The 16,134-nt window shown below is 36.7% G+C and carries 17 protein-coding genes and 1 pseudogene; all 18 read right to left on the reverse strand.

Annotation, left to right across the window (positions count from 1 at the left end; all coding sequences use genetic code 11):
- Positions 1-13 precede the first annotated feature (13 nt).
- The gene (locus A9Q68_RS03435) at positions 14-1,072 is read right to left on the reverse strand and encodes a PTS sugar transporter subunit IIC (RefSeq protein WP_071793290.1); all 1,059 of its coding nucleotides are present in this window, start codon (positions 1,070-1,072) and stop codon (positions 14-16) included.
- A 152-nt stretch (positions 1,073-1,224) separates the two neighbouring features.
- A complete protein-coding gene (locus A9Q68_RS03440; RefSeq protein WP_071793291.1) occupies positions 1,225-2,217 on the reverse strand; it encodes an NAD(P)/FAD-dependent oxidoreductase in 993 nt (330 codons plus the stop codon).
- An 8-nt stretch (positions 2,218-2,225) separates the two neighbouring features.
- Positions 2,226-2,948 carry a tRNA (guanosine(37)-N1)-methyltransferase TrmD gene (gene trmD, locus A9Q68_RS03445; protein ID WP_071793292.1) on the reverse strand — a complete coding sequence of 241 codons (723 nt, stop codon included), beginning with the start codon at positions 2,946-2,948 and terminating at the stop codon, positions 2,226-2,228.
- Positions 2,938-3,456: a ribosome maturation factor RimM gene (gene rimM / locus A9Q68_RS03450; RefSeq protein ID WP_071793293.1), complete on the reverse strand. Its 519-nt coding sequence runs from the start codon at positions 3,454-3,456 to the stop codon at positions 2,938-2,940. Before rimM ends, trmD begins: the two co-directional genes overlap by 11 nt.
- Positions 3,457-3,567: 111 nt before the next feature.
- The gene (locus A9Q68_RS03455) at positions 3,568-5,097 is read right to left on the reverse strand and encodes a glycosyltransferase (RefSeq protein ID WP_071793294.1); all 1,530 of its coding nucleotides are present in this window, start codon (positions 5,095-5,097) and stop codon (positions 3,568-3,570) included.
- The gene (locus A9Q68_RS03460) at positions 5,084-6,379 is read right to left on the reverse strand and encodes a hypothetical protein (RefSeq protein WP_071793295.1); all 1,296 of its coding nucleotides are present in this window, start codon (positions 6,377-6,379) and stop codon (positions 5,084-5,086) included. Before A9Q68_RS03460 ends, A9Q68_RS03455 begins: the two co-directional genes overlap by 14 nt.
- A gap of 133 nt (positions 6,380-6,512) precedes the next feature.
- Positions 6,513-6,632 (reverse strand): LPXTG cell wall anchor domain-containing protein, encoded by a 120-nt coding sequence (locus tag A9Q68_RS11135; RefSeq protein ID WP_165605220.1) that lies wholly within the window; start codon positions 6,630-6,632, stop codon positions 6,513-6,515.
- Positions 6,633-6,826: 194 nt separating this feature from the next.
- Entirely contained in the window at positions 6,827-7,858 is a 1,032-nt protein-coding gene (locus A9Q68_RS03465; protein ID WP_071793296.1) for an MSCRAMM family protein, read from the reverse strand.
- Positions 7,859-8,204: 346 nt separating this feature from the next.
- Positions 8,205-8,444 (reverse strand): KH domain-containing protein, encoded by a 240-nt coding sequence (locus A9Q68_RS03470; protein ID WP_003082623.1) that lies wholly within the window; start codon positions 8,442-8,444, stop codon positions 8,205-8,207.
- Positions 8,445-8,453: 9 nt separating this feature from the next.
- On the reverse strand, positions 8,454-8,726 hold the full coding sequence (gene rpsP / locus A9Q68_RS03475) for a 30S ribosomal protein S16 (RefSeq protein WP_071793297.1): 273 nt from the start codon (positions 8,724-8,726) through the stop codon (positions 8,454-8,456).
- A 139-nt stretch (positions 8,727-8,865) separates the two neighbouring features.
- Complete coding sequence (locus A9Q68_RS03480) at positions 8,866-9,471, reverse strand: TVP38/TMEM64 family protein (RefSeq protein ID WP_071793298.1); 606 nt, start codon at positions 9,469-9,471, stop codon at positions 8,866-8,868.
- On the reverse strand, positions 9,464-10,690 hold the full coding sequence (locus A9Q68_RS03485) for an ABC transporter permease (protein ID WP_071793299.1): 1,227 nt from the start codon (positions 10,688-10,690) through the stop codon (positions 9,464-9,466). The genes A9Q68_RS03480 and A9Q68_RS03485 overlap by 8 nt, the downstream gene beginning before the upstream one ends.
- 10 nt (positions 10,691-10,700) lie before the next feature.
- Positions 10,701-11,399, reverse strand: coding sequence for an ABC transporter ATP-binding protein (locus A9Q68_RS03490; RefSeq protein WP_083426032.1), 699 nt, complete (start codon positions 11,397-11,399; stop codon positions 10,701-10,703).
- Positions 11,400-11,434: 35 nt separating this feature from the next.
- Positions 11,435-12,667 (reverse strand): efflux RND transporter periplasmic adaptor subunit, encoded by a 1,233-nt coding sequence (locus A9Q68_RS03495; protein ID WP_071793301.1) that lies wholly within the window; start codon positions 12,665-12,667, stop codon positions 11,435-11,437.
- Positions 12,668-12,941: 274 nt separating this feature from the next.
- Positions 12,942-13,084 (reverse strand): annotated as a pseudogene (locus A9Q68_RS10950) (IS200/IS605 family transposase); the annotation flags it as partial.
- Positions 13,085-13,291: 207 nt separating this feature from the next.
- Entirely contained in the window at positions 13,292-14,227 is a 936-nt protein-coding gene (locus A9Q68_RS03500) for an aspartate carbamoyltransferase catalytic subunit (protein ID WP_071793302.1), read from the reverse strand.
- A gap of 47 nt (positions 14,228-14,274) precedes the next feature.
- Entirely contained in the window at positions 14,275-15,537 is a 1,263-nt protein-coding gene (locus A9Q68_RS03505) for a uracil-xanthine permease family protein (protein WP_071793303.1), read from the reverse strand.
- Positions 15,538-15,551: 14 nt separating this feature from the next.
- Entirely contained in the window at positions 15,552-16,073 is a 522-nt protein-coding gene (gene pyrR, locus A9Q68_RS03510) for a bifunctional pyr operon transcriptional regulator/uracil phosphoribosyltransferase PyrR (RefSeq protein WP_071793304.1), read from the reverse strand.
- Between the last annotated feature and the right edge of the window lie 61 nt (positions 16,074-16,134).

The following is a 16,134-nucleotide window of genomic DNA, read 5'->3' on the forward strand; positions in this document are numbered from 1 at the left end:
TTATAATATATGATTAACCTTCAAAGACAAAGATTTCGTCTTTATAAAGTTTAAGAACGTCTTTACAAATTTTGTGTGCTACAAAGCTAACACCAAATGGAATCACTACCCATGAAAGAATAATCATGATGACATTACTTCCACCCGCAAGTGAAGCAATTGGTCCTACAGCACCAACTAGACCAAAACCAGATGAAGCTGGTGTACCAACTAAGTTAAATAATGGAACAGTTAATGAAGAAATTGCTGCAGTAATGATCATTGGAATTGCCATGATTGGGTGTTTCAAGAAGTTAGGCATCATCATTTTCATTGCTCCTAAAGCTATGGCAATTGGAACACCTGATTTGTTAACTTTTAATGTTGCCCAAACAAGGAATGCTGCTGTTGCTGCAATACCCATTGAAGCTGCACCTGCTGCCATACCATTTAAACCAATAGCTAAACCGATAGCAACAGTTGAAATAGGGCTAACAATAAGCAATGCAAAGGCAATAGCGATAAGAATTGACATTAATACTGGTTGTAAAGTTGTGAATGAGTTGATACCTTGTCCGATAAGTGTTGTTACGTAAGAAACGTATGGTAATAATTTCCAACCAATGTAACCAACACCTGTACCAATAATAATTGGAAGTAAGATGATTGTTAATGAGCCAAATTTGTTACCAAACCATTTAACGGCTAATACAGCTAAACTTGCTGTAATCATCATGTTAATAAGGTCACCAATACCTCTAAGTTGGAAGCTACCTACGGCAACACCTTTTTGAACAACTTCTGAATACATCCAAGCACCAGAACCGATATAAGCTGCACCACCAACTGCTAATTGTTGCATTGGGTTGAATTTAAATTGTTGACCAATTAAAAATCCAGCCATGATTGGTGTGAAGAATTGGAAAACTTGTACGACGTGCAAGAATTCTGCTGCTGTTGCATTTGGTAACAATGGTTTTAAGAATGTTGCCAAAATTGCATTTGGGATTAGGGCTACGACGATGGCTGTTGCAGTACCAGCCAAAATTTTGTTCATAAATGAAGAAAAAGTTTCTTTGTTTTCTGTTGTCATTTTTCATGACCTCTCTAAATTTTTTAGTGTGAAATCAATCACATTTACAAGTTAATTATATCACAATTGCAAGCGATTGAATAAAAATTCAAAAAAATTAACCTATGGAATAATTTATAGTTCCATAGGTTAATTTTATAGTTTTTATAAATTTAATCAATAAGTGAGGTTGAATGAACAACACGATTATCCCTATCTGGATATATCTGATTAATCGCTTGATTAACTGCCATCGGAGCTTCACCAAAGCCTGTAGCAATCAAGTCCACTTTTCCATCATATTGGGCAGCATCACCAATGGCATAAATACCTTTTTGGCTGGTTTCAAAATGATTGTCAACGTTAATACTAGTCCGTTTAAAATCAAGGTTCCAATTCTTAAGGTTCTTATTCGATGTTGAAAAACCATAACTGACAATCAGAGCATCCATGTCAAGCGTGATTTCTTCTTCTTCCTTGACCTTTTGAATAACTAACTGTTCAGCTCGGCCATTTTCCCCGTGTAAAGCCTTAGGAATATAAGGTGTTAAAATCTTTACGCCAGATGCCTTTAGGAGCTCTACACTATGCTCATGGGCACGAAAAGCTTCCCGACGGTGGACTAAGGTAACACTTTCAGCTAAACCATATAAGGCCAAGGCCCAGTCAACTGCTGAATCGCCACCACCACAGATAACAACTTTTTTACCGGCAAATTGGTCCAATTTATGAACATTGTAAAAGATGTTTTCGTCCGCAAATTCCTCTTCGCCTTCTAAGCCGAGGGTTTTTGGAGCAAATGCACCATTACCACAAGCAATGATAATCGCTTTTGTTTGGTGTTGAGCTTTTTGAGTCCTAATGGAAAACCCTTCTTCCGTTTTTTCAAAAGACTGAACTTCCTCTTTTAAACAAACACTTAGACGGTCCTGAAAACGACTCAATTGCTTGATTAAATTATCGGTTAATTCTGCACCAGTTACTGCTGGAATTGCTGGAATATCATAGATTACTTTTTCAGGATATAAGATAGCAGGTTGGCCACCTAATTCTGATAAACTTTCAATAATCTTAACCTGCATGCCACGAAGTCCAGCATAAAAGGCAGCAAATAAGCCAACTGGACCACCACCAATGATGGTAATGTCATATACTTTTTCCTTCACAACTACTCCTATTCTTGGTATTCTTTTTTTATTTTTTCTAATAGTTTTTCTTCTTCATCCGTCAGCTGATAATGTTCCAAGAGGTCCGGTCTTCTTAAATAGGTTTTACGCAAACTTTCTTCTAAGCGCCAGCGACGAATATTATCATGATGACCGCTCATTAAGACCTCAGGCACAGTCATCCCACGAAAATCATAGGGTCTGGTATATTGCGGATACTCCAAAAGGCCTGAAGAGAAGGAATCATCCTGATGACTAGCTTCTTTACCAATCACATTTGGAATTAAGCGAACAGTTGCGTCAATCATGGTCATTGCCGCTAGTTCCCCTCCGGTTAATACAAAGTCGCCGATGGAGATTTCGTCTGTGACCAAGCTTTTTATGCGCTCATCGTAGCCTTCATAGTGGCCACAGATAAAAATTAATTCTTGCTCCTGAGCCAGTTCTTCAGCATAGGCCTGGTCAAAAGTTCTACCCGCAGGATCAAGCAAGATGACTCGAGGATTTTTGCGGTCAATTTTTTCGATGGTGTCAAAAATAGGCTGGGCGCGTAGTAACATACCCTGTCCACCGCCATAAGGTTCGTCATCTACGTGTCTAGCTTTTTCAGCATTTTCCCTAAAATTATGGTAGGAAATATCCAGTAATCCTTTTTCGCTTGCCTTGCCAACAATTGATGCTTCTAAAGGGGCAAACATTTCTGGAAAAAGTGTTAAAATATCAATCTTCATCGTCAAGACCTTCCATAATCTCGACGTCTACTCGCTTAGCTTGAAGATCAACATTGAGAACCACTGGTGGAATATAAGGGAGTAATAAGTCTTTCTTACCTTTTCGTTTAACAACCCAAACATCATTGGCACCAGGTTGTAAGATGTCAGAAATTTTTCCGATCAACTGGTCACCTTCATAGACATCCAATCCAATGATTTCGTGATAATAAAATTCATCATCTTCCAATTCAGTCAGGTTTTCTTCAGCAACCTTCACAGAAAAGCCTTTAAATTTTTCCACATCATTAATATGATACATGTCTTTGAACTTAACAATGTCAAAATTTTTCTGTTGGCGATGGCTAACGATTTCAACTTCTTGGACAAATTGATCTTTGTCATCGAACAAGGCTAAACGTGATCCTTTTTGATAACGTTCTTCAGCAAAATCACTGACTGAAAGAAGACGTAATTCTCCCTGCAAGCCTTGTGTATTAACAATTTTTCCAACATTATAATATTTCATTCTTACTCCTGTGTCATTTCTGGAATTTAATTATGCCAGAGATTTTCTACAACTAGATTCTATTTTAACACCTTCAACACTTTTTTGCATCCTATTGGAAAGAGAATTTCTTTAGAACTTTTCAAAAAATTCTTGCCATTCTGCTAACAATTTTTCTTCGGTAAATCTGTGAGATAATTGGCGTGAATGTTGGTGGAAGGCAGCTTCTTCTTCAAATGTTAAGGAATAATAAGTTATGATTTTCTCAGCCATGGCATGAATAACCACTTCTTCATCAGCATTATGGTCAAAATCGACTAAATAGCCATTTTTGCCATCTTCAATAAAAAGCTGATTACCATAATGAACATTCAAACCGATTAAGGACAAGCCATAACTTGCTGCTTCCAGTAGAGTTAAGCCAAAAGTCTCCCAGATAGAAGCTGATAAATAAACTTGATACTGAGGATAAATTTCCTCCAGTAACTGATGGCCACGCATATGAATATAAGAATCAGCATTAAGCTCTTTTATCAGCTCTGACAATTCCCCCCTCAGACCACCCATCCCATAGATATCAAATTGCAATTGAGGAACTTGCTTCTTAGCGAGAACAACAGCTTTTATTAGCCAGTTAATCCGTTTGCGTGGATCTAAGCGTGAAGCAGTCATAAGCGAATAAGGCTTACGACTTGTCTCGGGATTATCTTTTAAGCTTGCACTTCCGACAGGGATGACCTCTACTCTCGCCTGATAATCAAATTTCGCTTGGATATAGGCTTGTAAAGATTCTTTTTGCAATTGTGTTGATGTGATAAAGCAATCAATTTCTTTCATCTGTCGCAATAGGTAATAGTACTCATAATTAAAATAGAGGTAATGGCTATCATAATTTGGTTCAAAATAGTGATCCGAGTGCAGAAAAGCTGCTATTTTAGCATTGCCCTTATTCTTGAAGACCGGCTGGACAAAATCAAATTCCGTACTGCGATCAATAAATAGCCAATCTTCTGATGAAAGAGATAACCCTTTTAAGAACTTCTCAATTAATTCATGTTTACTGAAGCGTTCACTATTATTTTTGAAAACATACTCTGAGCCATTTTGGCCAATTAATTCTTCATAGACCATTTTGCCTTTGCTAGAGTAGAAAACCCGTCTGTAAAGCTTTGCATAGACGTAGCCATCATCTCCAACAGGATAAAAATATTCACTGTACAGTTTGCGATTGGTAAAATAATCCCTGCGCAGCAATTTCCCCTCAGCAAAAAAAGAAACACTATCAACACAATGACTATCTGCCTCCGAAAAGAGGACAGCCATCAGCAGCTGATGATTCCCTAGATAATGTACTTCTTTCTCCGTCCTCTGAATACACTCCAACTTTTCCACTTGAGGGTAGTGGGCTTCAACTTCTTTCAGACTTAGACTTGGTATGTAAGAAACATCATCTAAAAAAGAAAAATGGACCGAATCAATTTCTTCAGGTAAAATACCAGTATTTTGGGTATACATTTTGACATAAGGCCACTTCGGAACTTCCGTAAAAATAAATTTAGCTTCTTGTTTAAGCTGCCTCAAGAGTTTAGCGCGATAACCTTGAGCATAGTCAACACCTGAAGGAGCATAGCCAACTAATAAATTGAAATTATATATTGTCATCTTCTTCTCCTATTCCATTTAGCTCAATGAATTGAAAAGGTAACTGTTCTCTTTGGAAATGGCAAAGCGCATTAAATTGAGAGCTATCAGTAGCCAAGTCTCGCATCAGTTTAGCAAATTGCGTAATTTGTTGCATTTTAAAAAGAGTTGACGGCTCTTGAATCTGAGGCTGATGACAATAATCTTTGAAAGAAAGAATACACAAGTTTTCCAAAGCTGCGCGTGATAAAATATTATCGACTTCAATACTGTGATTGATGTCCAGGTAAAAACTTGCCCGCTTCAAATACTGATTGACCTCACCCAAAGTAAGTAAGGGGAGAATTGTCACATTTGGATGGATATCCAATTGCATTAATTTATCAGAAACCGTTGTCCGAGCACCGATATAGAAAGTAAAGTCAGGCATAGCCTCAATGAGCTCATCAATCTGATAAAGATGGTCACTAGCCGTTAAAATAAAAATCGACTTAGACGGCAACAGGATCATTTCATTTTGCTTATTCAAAACTTTAATGTAATGCGAAGAAAGGGTTTGGCTTTGATCCGTGAAATCTAGAATCAACGGAGGCTGAGAAAAATCACTCAAAACCTTCTCAAAATCTTGATTCTCTTCAAAATTTAACCAAATCATTTCAGCATCCATCGCTTTTAACAGTTTTGGATTAGCTGCCGCAATGGCAAAGCTAGAAAGGTGTTTTTCTCTCACAAAAGCCTTAAATAAGGCTAAACGGTTGGGGTAATAACCATCTAAGCTACCGCGGTTATAGACAATTAAAGCCTGACTATTAGGTACAGTCTGTGCAAATTCGTGTCCATTATTATCATAATAAATCTTTGTTTTACATAAATCATTTTCATAAAAGACACTAGTTATTTTTTTCCCATATTTATTATACTCGTCAATAGACTGAAGCTTTTCCCACTTGTCTAACCAAGAAACTTTGGAAACATAGCGCTTGTTGACTGGTTGGCAAAAGTCAATAACTGCTTTTTTTTGACCCCAAAATTGAACGCGTCCACGCTCTCCAGGTTCTGTCCTTACTTCCCAGTAATCTGGTAAAGCTAGGTTATTATAATATAAGGGCTGAGCTCCATCTTCCTTCTGATAGCCAGCTAAGGCTAAAAGCAAGGGCATATGCCCATGTTCACTAAAAAAGTCATCGTCTAACCCCACATAGACGGTAACTAAGTCATTTAATTCTGCAAGCTTGAGCTGTATCTCAGCAATTTCAGCTTCGTTAGTTGCTAGAACTAAAATTCTCTTCTCTCTCTCAAACATTTTTAAAACCTCTTTTTTCTACTTCCTATAATCATAACATATTCTACCCATCTTCGTTAAGTGACAGAAGAAAAAAGACCCTCTACAACTAGAGAGTCCATTCTATCAATACAAAATGTTTATAATATCATTTTTAAAAACGTTTATATTTATTTGCCAATAAGATTAGTGATGCAATTGAGAGGCTAATAAGACCAACCAAAGATAAAATGATTCTTTTTTCAGAACCTGTCTTAGGAAGGAATCTATTCAATTGTTTCGAAATACTTAAATTCTTACTATTCGTTGAATGTAGCTTGGTTGCCGAAGAATCTTTGGCTGAACCTATAGTAGATGTTAAGTTGTCTTTTGATTTCTCGACAAGACCTACACTTTGTACAGCTTCACTATTCGTACCAGTCTTGACACTTGAATCATTTCCAGCTTTTTCGTCTTCATCTCTTTTTTCTAAATGATCAGAAGTATTTTAGTTTTATTCTTTTGAATTTGCTCATTTGTTAAATAAATACTGACATCATTACCAGGCATTAATTCTTCCATAGCAACACCATTGACTTTAACAGTGTAGAATGTACCTTCCATTAAATTATCCGAAAAAGTTGCTTTGCCATCTTTATCGGAAAGCAATTCTGCAACTACTTTTCCTTGTTTATTACTTAATGTCACTACTTGATTTGAAATTCCCTCTCCATCTTCGTTTCGAATAGCGACGGAAATTGGAATAGTTGAATTGGTTGGCATTTGATTACCATTTTCTTCTACAAAAAAAGTAGCAGCCTTTTTTATACCAGCTTGGCTTGATTGAATTGTATAGCCTTGATTTTTTCCATCAACTGATACACTATAATTACGATTTAAGGCTAAACCATCAAAAACTGCTTGACCATTAGAATCACTAACTAATGTTGAAACCTTGATTGGATTACTATCTGTGATATCATAAAGTTCAACAGACTTACCTGATACTGTATTTCCGTCCTTACCTAAAATATTGGCTGTAAAGGTAAAGTTTTCTACTATCTTACTATCATCAAGATAAATTGTTCCCGAAATACCAGGCATCGTTTCCCCGTATTTTTGATCACCAATATAATGTGAATAATAGGTACCTTCCATTAGCTTATCTGTAAAATGAACCAAGCCATTTTCATCACTTTTAAGAGTTGAAATGAGATTGCCATTCTTGTCTTTAAGACTAACCTCTTTACCTTCAATACCTACACCTTCTTGATTTCGAACATAGACGTCTAATGGCTTAATACCATAACTAGGATCAACGCTACCTGTTCCTTCAGCTGTAAAACTAGCTGCCATAGTTGAACCGCTTTGACTAGTCCGGAGTGTGTAACCTTGAACTTTGTCATCTACCGTAACGCTAATACTTCTATTTGTTGGCAATTGACTGAAAACAGCCTGACCGTTTTTATCAGTAACAAGTACTTGCAAATCTTTTGCAGTTGAATCCGTGATATCAGTCAATTGGACAGCTTTACCAGCAAGAACTTTACCGTTTTTATCTAAAACAGTTGCCGTGAAAGAAAAACTTGAGTTCTGACTGGTTAATGTTACAGGCTTTACATCTTCAGCTTGGACAGAGCTAACAAATGGTTATGCTAAGCATAATGTTGTTAATGTAACTAGACTAATAATAGCTGAATTAATATGACGTGAATTTTTCATCTTTACCCCTTCTAATAATTAACTGGTTAATTATATAGTTTTAAATAATTAACCAGTTAAGTTTATAGAGCTATTTTATCATTGATTCAAACATTGGTCAATAGCAAAAAAGCCTTAGATTTTTATATCTAAGGCTTTTAAGGTCTTACTTCTCATCAATGACAAGTCTGACTTTTTTTCCTTGAGTTGGAACCGAATAAACAATCGATCTTATCGCTGTAATGGTACGACCTTTTTTTCCGATAACACGACCGATGTCTTGAGCATCCAAGTCAAGATGGTACTCTAGGAAATCTGGAGTATCTTCAATTTTAATGGTAAGATTGTCAGGTTGTGAAATCAAGGGTTTCACAATGGCGATAATGAGATTTTCAATGGTATCCATAGGCTTTTATTATTTAGAGAATTTTTGTTCGTGGAATTTAGTCATAACGCCTTCTTTTGAAAGAAGGTTACGAACTGTATCAGAAGGTTGTGCACCTTTAGCTAACCAATCAAGAATACGATCTTCTTTAAGAGTTACTTGATTTTCAGTTACTAATGGATTGTATGTTCCAACAGTTTCGATGAAACGTCCATCACGAGGTGAACGTGAATCTGCAATGTTGATACGGTAGAAAGGTTTTTTCTTAGAACCCATACGAGTTAAACGGATTTTTACTGCCATTTTATAATGTCTCTTTTCTTATTTAGTATTATCGAGAAAGCACAAAGTCATTTCTCACTTTATCTAGTATACTACGACTCTCTTAAGCTGTCAAGTTTTTTTCTTGACAGACAAAGTTTTTTTTTGCTTCCACTTTTGCCTATAAAAGACTCAGCAAATGTCCCCCATAAATCCAAAAATAAGAATAGAGAATAATAGATATTGGACGACAAATAACCACAATTAAGATAAATCGCTTAAAACTGATACGACTAAGTCCTGTAATCATAATCATGATATCAGCTGGTGCGATGGGTGATAGCATATTTAATATAAAGAAGCGTTCATAAGTCTTTGAAGCTAACTTTCTTTCATACTTCTCCATTTGATCATCATTAATAAATAAAGCAACGAAAGGACGTCCATATTTTCTAACTAATAAGAAGAGAATTGCTGATCCCAAAAAAATTCCTAAGGTATTTAAGAAAAATCCTAAGAATGGTCCGAAAGTCAAAAAACCAACTACAGTAGTAATACCACCTGGTACAATGGGTACAACCACTTGAAATATTTGAAAACAAAAGAAGACTAAAGAACCCCAAAAAATGTGATTTTTAATCATCTGCGATAAAATTGTTGGATTATGGAAGATATCCAGTTTTCCAATCAGATAGGACACCAAGAGAACGGATAAGATGATTGAAAAAAGTCCAATCATCCGAAATACTTTCTTTAAACGTTCATGTTTGGGACCGTAATTATTCATAACGCAAAGCCTCAATCGGGTTTAATTTACTTGCTTTGTTGGCCGGTAAAAGTCCAAAGATGATACCGATGGTTGCGGAGAAGACAATGGCAATGAGAGCCACATCAATTGAGACTGATGCTCCTTTTAATTGCAATGCATTGCCTAAAACACCGACAATGGACCATGCAAATAAAAGACCAATCAGACCCCCGAGAATAGTTAAGACAACTGATTCAATTAGAAACTGTGTTAGTATCTTTCCACGGGTTGCTCCAAGAGCTTTACGCAAACCTATTTCACGAGTCCGCTCGGTAACAGATACCAACATGATGTTCATAACACCAATACCACCAACAAGCAGGGATATCCCAGCAATAGAACCAATAACTGTCGTCATAATTCCAAACTGAGTGTTTATATCATTAATAATAGCACTATTATCAGGAATTGTATAATGTCCACCTTTTACATGGGAAATATTGGTTAACATTTTTGCAGCTTTTTTCCCTAAATCAGTACTGCGTTTGACATCTTCGACATGAACATAGATTTGTCCAACTTCATCAACTTGAAATTCTGATGCAACTTGAGTATTAGCCATAACTGCACCGCCAATTTCCATACCACCCATCGAAACAGCAGCCATATCCGTCTTATAGACACCAACAACTAAATAATCTTTATTATTGACCGTTACGACTTTATTTAAGGCTTGCTTATACTTATTCTCTCCAAATAGCTTATTGGAGAGATTATTATCGATAACAATAATTCGAGAAAAATTACTGTAATCTTCATCAGTTAATTTACGACCGGCAACAATATTATATTTCTTGATTTTGAAGTAGTCTTTACTAGCACCTGTAATGCTTACATCCTTCATTTTTTTCTTACCAAAGGAGATTTCAGCAGTCGTATTGTTGGTAAAATAATAAGAGTCAATACCATCAATATTTTTTACAATTTGCTCAAGCCATTCATTTTTGACTTGATTTGTATCTTCCTGAATATAAAAACTTGCATAAGGATCATCTGATTTTTCATCATTGGACTTAAAATAAAGGCGTACTTCTTTTTGATTGTTTGAAAAAGAGTCGGTAACACTATCCTTCATTGCATTCCCCAAACCCATGATAATAACAACGGCAGAAACACCAATGATAATCCCTAACATGGTCAAGAGTGACCGCATTTTATGCCCCCAGATAGAACTCAGGGCGAATTTCCAATTTTCCATAGAATTCCTCCTATTCTATCCGGACACTTTCAGTAGTATCCGCTGTAATTTGACCATCACGAATAACGATTTTACGAGTCGCAAAATCAGCAATATCCGGCTCATGAGTAACCATAATAATCGTTTTTCCTTCTTTATTAAGATTGGTAAGAAGTTCCATTATCTGCTCACCAGTCTTGGTATCCAAGGCTCCTGTTGGTTCGTCTGCTAAAATAATAGACGGATTATTTACTAAGGCACGCGCAATGGCAACTCTTTGCTTCTGACCACCTGATAATTCTGAAGGTAGATGCTTCATACGCTTTTGCAAATCCACTTTTTCCAAATATTGCATGGCCAGATTTCTTCTTTTAGAGACACCAATACCTGCGTAGATGAGCGGTAGCTCAACATTCTGTAAGGCATTCAATTTTGAAAGCAGGAAAAACTGTTGGAAAACAAACCCAATTTCTGCATTACGAACACTTGCCAAATTTCGGTCACTTAATTGATCGACTTCATTTCCATTCAACCAATAATCTCCTTCAGTCGGACGGTCAAGTAAACCTATGATATTCATCAAAGTTGATTTCCCAGATCCAGAGGGACCCATAATGGCAAGAAATTCACCCTCATTCACTTGTAAATTAATATCCTTAAGCACTCTCAATTCCTGGTCTCCATTTTGATAAGTCTTATTGATATTAACTAATTTAATTAGTTCTTTCATTTCTAATGTCACCCAATATCACCTCAGGTTTCTATTTAATTAGATTTTTTGTTGGTATCTTCAGAGATAATTCTCTCAAGCTTTTTACCGTCTTTGATAGATTTATCTGGATTTGAAATGACAATTTGTCCTACTTTAAGCCCAGTTAAAATTTCTTGACTTTTTGCGTCAGAATTTCCCAAAGTCACTTCTGTCTTAGTTACCTTAGAGCTCGCATCATCATAGGTCCAAACATAAGTTTTACCTTTTTCCTTAAAACTAGCATTGACAGGAACCAAAGTATGTTTATCTTGGTTAAGGATTTCTACGGTTACGGTAAATCCCTGTTTTAATTGATCTAATGGGCTGGTAATATCGACTTTATAGTCATAGCTTGCGGCAGCTGAGCTAGACGCTGACTGTCCGGCTTCACCAGCGGAAGCATTTTTATCACTAGGATAATTAGAGATGTAAGAAATTTTGCCATCCCAAGACTTATCAGAATAAACTTTGGATTTAATTTTAACCGCTTGGCCAACTTTAATCGTTGCTAAATCATATTCTGTTAAACTACCTTTAACTTGTAATTGCCCTTCAGAAACAACATGAACAAGCGTTTGACTCGTTTTAGAAGACGGGTCTACATCGTTATTAACCTCAACAACAGTTCCCTCATGGCTACTGGTAACAACAGTTTGATTTAAAGCCTCTTGCGCTTTATTGACTTCTGCTTGAGCATCAGCATAGGCATCGTTCAAATCTTGTAACTGTTGGCTATATGAAGCATTTGCTTCTTGAACAGGAGCTTGGGCTACCGCCTGCCCACCTTCTTGACCATTTGTAGGACCGCTTGCCTCAGTTGTTTGCCCTGACATAGGGCTTCCATATGTTTGTAGGTAGTTAATTTGACGACCAACTTTATTCAATTGACGAACTGCTGTATCATAGGCTGCTTGTGCATTTGTCGTGTTATATTGTACTAATTGTTGACCTTCAGTTACTTTATCACCGACTTTGACAACAACCTCTGCATCACTACCTTTAGCTTGATCAAAATAAATGTATTCTTCAGAAAGTGCTTTGACATTACCAGAAAGTAAAATAGTCGAAGCGATACTTCCTTCTTTAACATTAACAGCAGAATAAGATTCTTTTTCTTTATTATTTGCTTGCTGGTTTTGCTGTTGGAAATAAAGAATACCACCAATTAATACAAGGGAGGCAACAACAGCTCCTGCTATAATCATCTTTGTTCTTTTTGTCATTTGACCTTTTTTTCTTCTAGCCATGATGGTCTCCTATTCATTTTTTGTATTGTATTAATCATATAAGACAAGTATATAACCTTTTATGATGTCTGTCAAGTTAATTCCAATTTTTTTCCAATTAATTTAATGAAGTACCTTATATTCTCATTTTACTTCTTTTGAAGAGCGATGAGCTTACACTTTTGTAATCATTATAAGCCCAGAATACAAGCCAGCGTCTAAAGGCGGTTATTTTCACTTTGTTCAATCCATATTACTTTTGACTCATAACATGCCTCTCAAAAAGGTGCTTGTATTACTTGCTACTATCCCTAAAGAGATTGCATATTCTTTTACACTTAATTTATCTAGTGCGATATCATGTTTCTCCTGATCTTGAATCTATTTCTTTCTTGTGGCTTCATTATGTTCTACAGTACTTACGTAAAATCCTTCAGCTATTGTATCGCGTTAGGAGTTTTTTGGGTATAACCTTTGATGCGCACCCCCATAGCGGGTGGTTTTTGTTTCACACCTTCGGAGTGAAACAGACTAAAAGCCACATAAATAAAAAAGAACCAATCCCTAGGAATTAGTTCAACTTCTTTTAGTTCCTAAATAATATCTTGGAGATTGGAGGCCTATTATTTATTACAATAATACCTCTTATTTTTCCAAATGACGTCCATTCATGATGGCTTCTAACATTGCCATTCTAACGTATACGCCATTTTCCATTTGGGCAACTATTCTTGCTTTAGGGGCTTCTACAAGCGAGTCCGCAATTTCGGCGTCACGGTTAACAGGGGCTGGGTGCATGATAATAGCTGAATCTTTTAATTTGCTATAACGTTCTTCAGTAAGACCAAATGTTCTATGATAGTCTTCTTTTGAAAAACCAGCTGAGCCATTGTGACGTTCATGTTGGACACGTAAGAGCATGAGTACATCCAAGTCTTCGATCATGTCATCAATGGCTTTATATTGTCCATAAGCCTCAAATTCTTCTGAATACCATTCATCTGGACCTGCGAAATAAATTTCTGCTCCTAAGCGTTTCAAAATTTGCATATTTGATTTAGCAACGCGAGAGTGTGTTAAATCACCTGCAATACAGATTTTTAAACCATCAAAATGGCCATATTCTTCATAAATAGTCATCAAATCAAGCAGACATTGACTTGGGTGTTGTCCAGAGCCATCACCACCATTGACAATAGATGCGGTAATGGTTGAGCTATCAATCAGTTCTTTATAGTAATCAACTTCTGGATGGCGGATGACACAAACTTCAACTCCGAGTGCACTCATTGTCAAGACTGTATCATATAAGGTTTCACCTTTTTTCACTGAGCTAGTATCCGTATTAAAATCAATGACATGCATCCCTAATCTTCTTTCGGCAACTTCAAAGGATTTATGTGTCCGTGTTGAGTTTTCAAAGAAGAGATTAGTTGTGAAAATCGATGAATAGTCAGGAAGTTCAACTTTACTTGCTTTAAATTCGGAACCTCTTTTGATTAAAGCTAAGACTTCTTCATTGCTTAGCATTTCCATTGATACTAAATTGCTAACTGCGACCTGATTATTGATGACTGACATATTATTTCCCCTTTTCATTTTGCTATCTATGAAGATTTGTTTAACGGTTATTTATTTTCAGGTAAGATTTGGTAAAGGATAATTCCCAAAAGCGTTGAGAAGGCAACACCAGAAATTTGTAATCCTTTAACTTGTAACATTAATCCACCAATACCAGATACAAGAATGACACTGGAAATGAGGAGGTTTTTCTTACTATCCAAATCAACTTTTGATTCAATCAGTATCTTGAGACCACTTGAAGCGATAACTCCGAAGAGGGCTACTGAGATACCTCCGATAACAGGTGATGGAATTGATTGGATGAGAGCTGAAATTTTTCCGACAAAGCTCAGTAGGGATGCAATAACTGCTGCACCTGCGATAACATAGACTGAAAAAATTTTATTAAGGGCCATAACACCGATGTTTTCACCGTAGGATGTTACTGGAGGAGCACCTAGGAAACCGGCAACAATTTGTGCCAAGCCATCTCCTGTGAGGGTTTTATCTAGGCCTGGATCTTTGAAATAGTCACGATTTGTTAGGCTGTTTAGAACCATAACGTGTCCAAAGTGTTCTGTCATGGTTACAAAGGCGATTGGGGCCATGGTTAAGATTGCGCTAGGGTATAATTTGAATCCATATGATAAGAATGGGATTGAGACGCTTGGAACACTGAACCACTTAGCTTGTGCAACTTGGGTGAAGTTAATGATTTCATGTCCTGTTACTAATCCAACAATTAAAGCGAAGACGTAACCGATGAGCAAGCCAAGTAGGATTGGGATGATGGCTACCATCCCCTTACCGTAAATATTGAAGAAGATTACAGCTAGTAGGGTTACCATACCAATCAGTAAGTAGATGAGGTCATATTTGCCATCTTTTAGCATAACACTATTTACTGCTGTGGTTGCTAAGCTTAATCCGATAACCATGACGATTGGTCCAACGACAATTGGTGGTAAGATTTTATCAATCCAATCATTACCAATTGATTTTACGACTAAGGCCACGATCATGTAAACAAAACCGCCTGTTATTGCTCCTTGAGCAACAGCTCCGATACCATCTGTTTTCATCAGCATTTGCATGGCTGCAATATAAGCAAAACTTGAACCCATATAGGCTGGGATTTTGAATTTTGTAACTGTTAAGTGAGCTAAAGTTCCCAAACCACTTGATAAAAGTGCGACTGATGGATCAATTCCAACCAAGATTGGCACTAAGACAGTTGCTCCAAACATGGCAAATAAGTGCTGGAAGGATAAGCCAAAGAGAATTCCTGCTTTTGGCATTTCCTCGACATCATACATTACGTCTTTCATTTTTTCCCCTTTTCTTAAGATGGATCCACAATAGTCACACGATCATGACCATCAACTTCGACTACTTCAACGACAATTTCTTCAATACTGCTTGTTGGAATGTTTTTCCCAACATAGTCAGCTCTAATAGGAAGTTCCCGGTGACCTCGGTCAACTAAGACAGCCAAACTTACACGAGCTGGTCTTCCCAAACTCACTAAGTTATCAATGGCCGCTCTAATGGTTCGTCCAGTGTAAAGAACATCATCAATTAATATAACGTCTTTTCCAGTAATATCAACTGGCATTGATGTAGTATCTTCTTCCACTTTCATATCATCTCTAAAAGGTTTGGTATCAAGTTCGCCAATTGGTAAATCGATAGCTTCTAATTCTTTAAGTCTTGCTTGAATACGGCGTGCAAGATGGACCCCTCTGGTCTTAATTCCTGCAAGAACTAAATTCTCTAAGTTCTTATTGCGTTCAATAATTTCATAGGTTATCCGAGTGATGGCCCTTTTCATGGTCACATCATCAACTATTTCTTTAGTCTTCATTTTTACCTCCTCAAAATGACAAAAAAAAATCTCCTTGAACAAGGAGATTCCACAAAATGAT

Origin of the sequence: Streptococcus bovimastitidis (assembly GCF_001885095.1) — a bacterium.
In the GTDB taxonomy this organism is placed as follows: domain Bacteria; phylum Bacillota; class Bacilli; order Lactobacillales; family Streptococcaceae; genus Streptococcus; species Streptococcus bovimastitidis.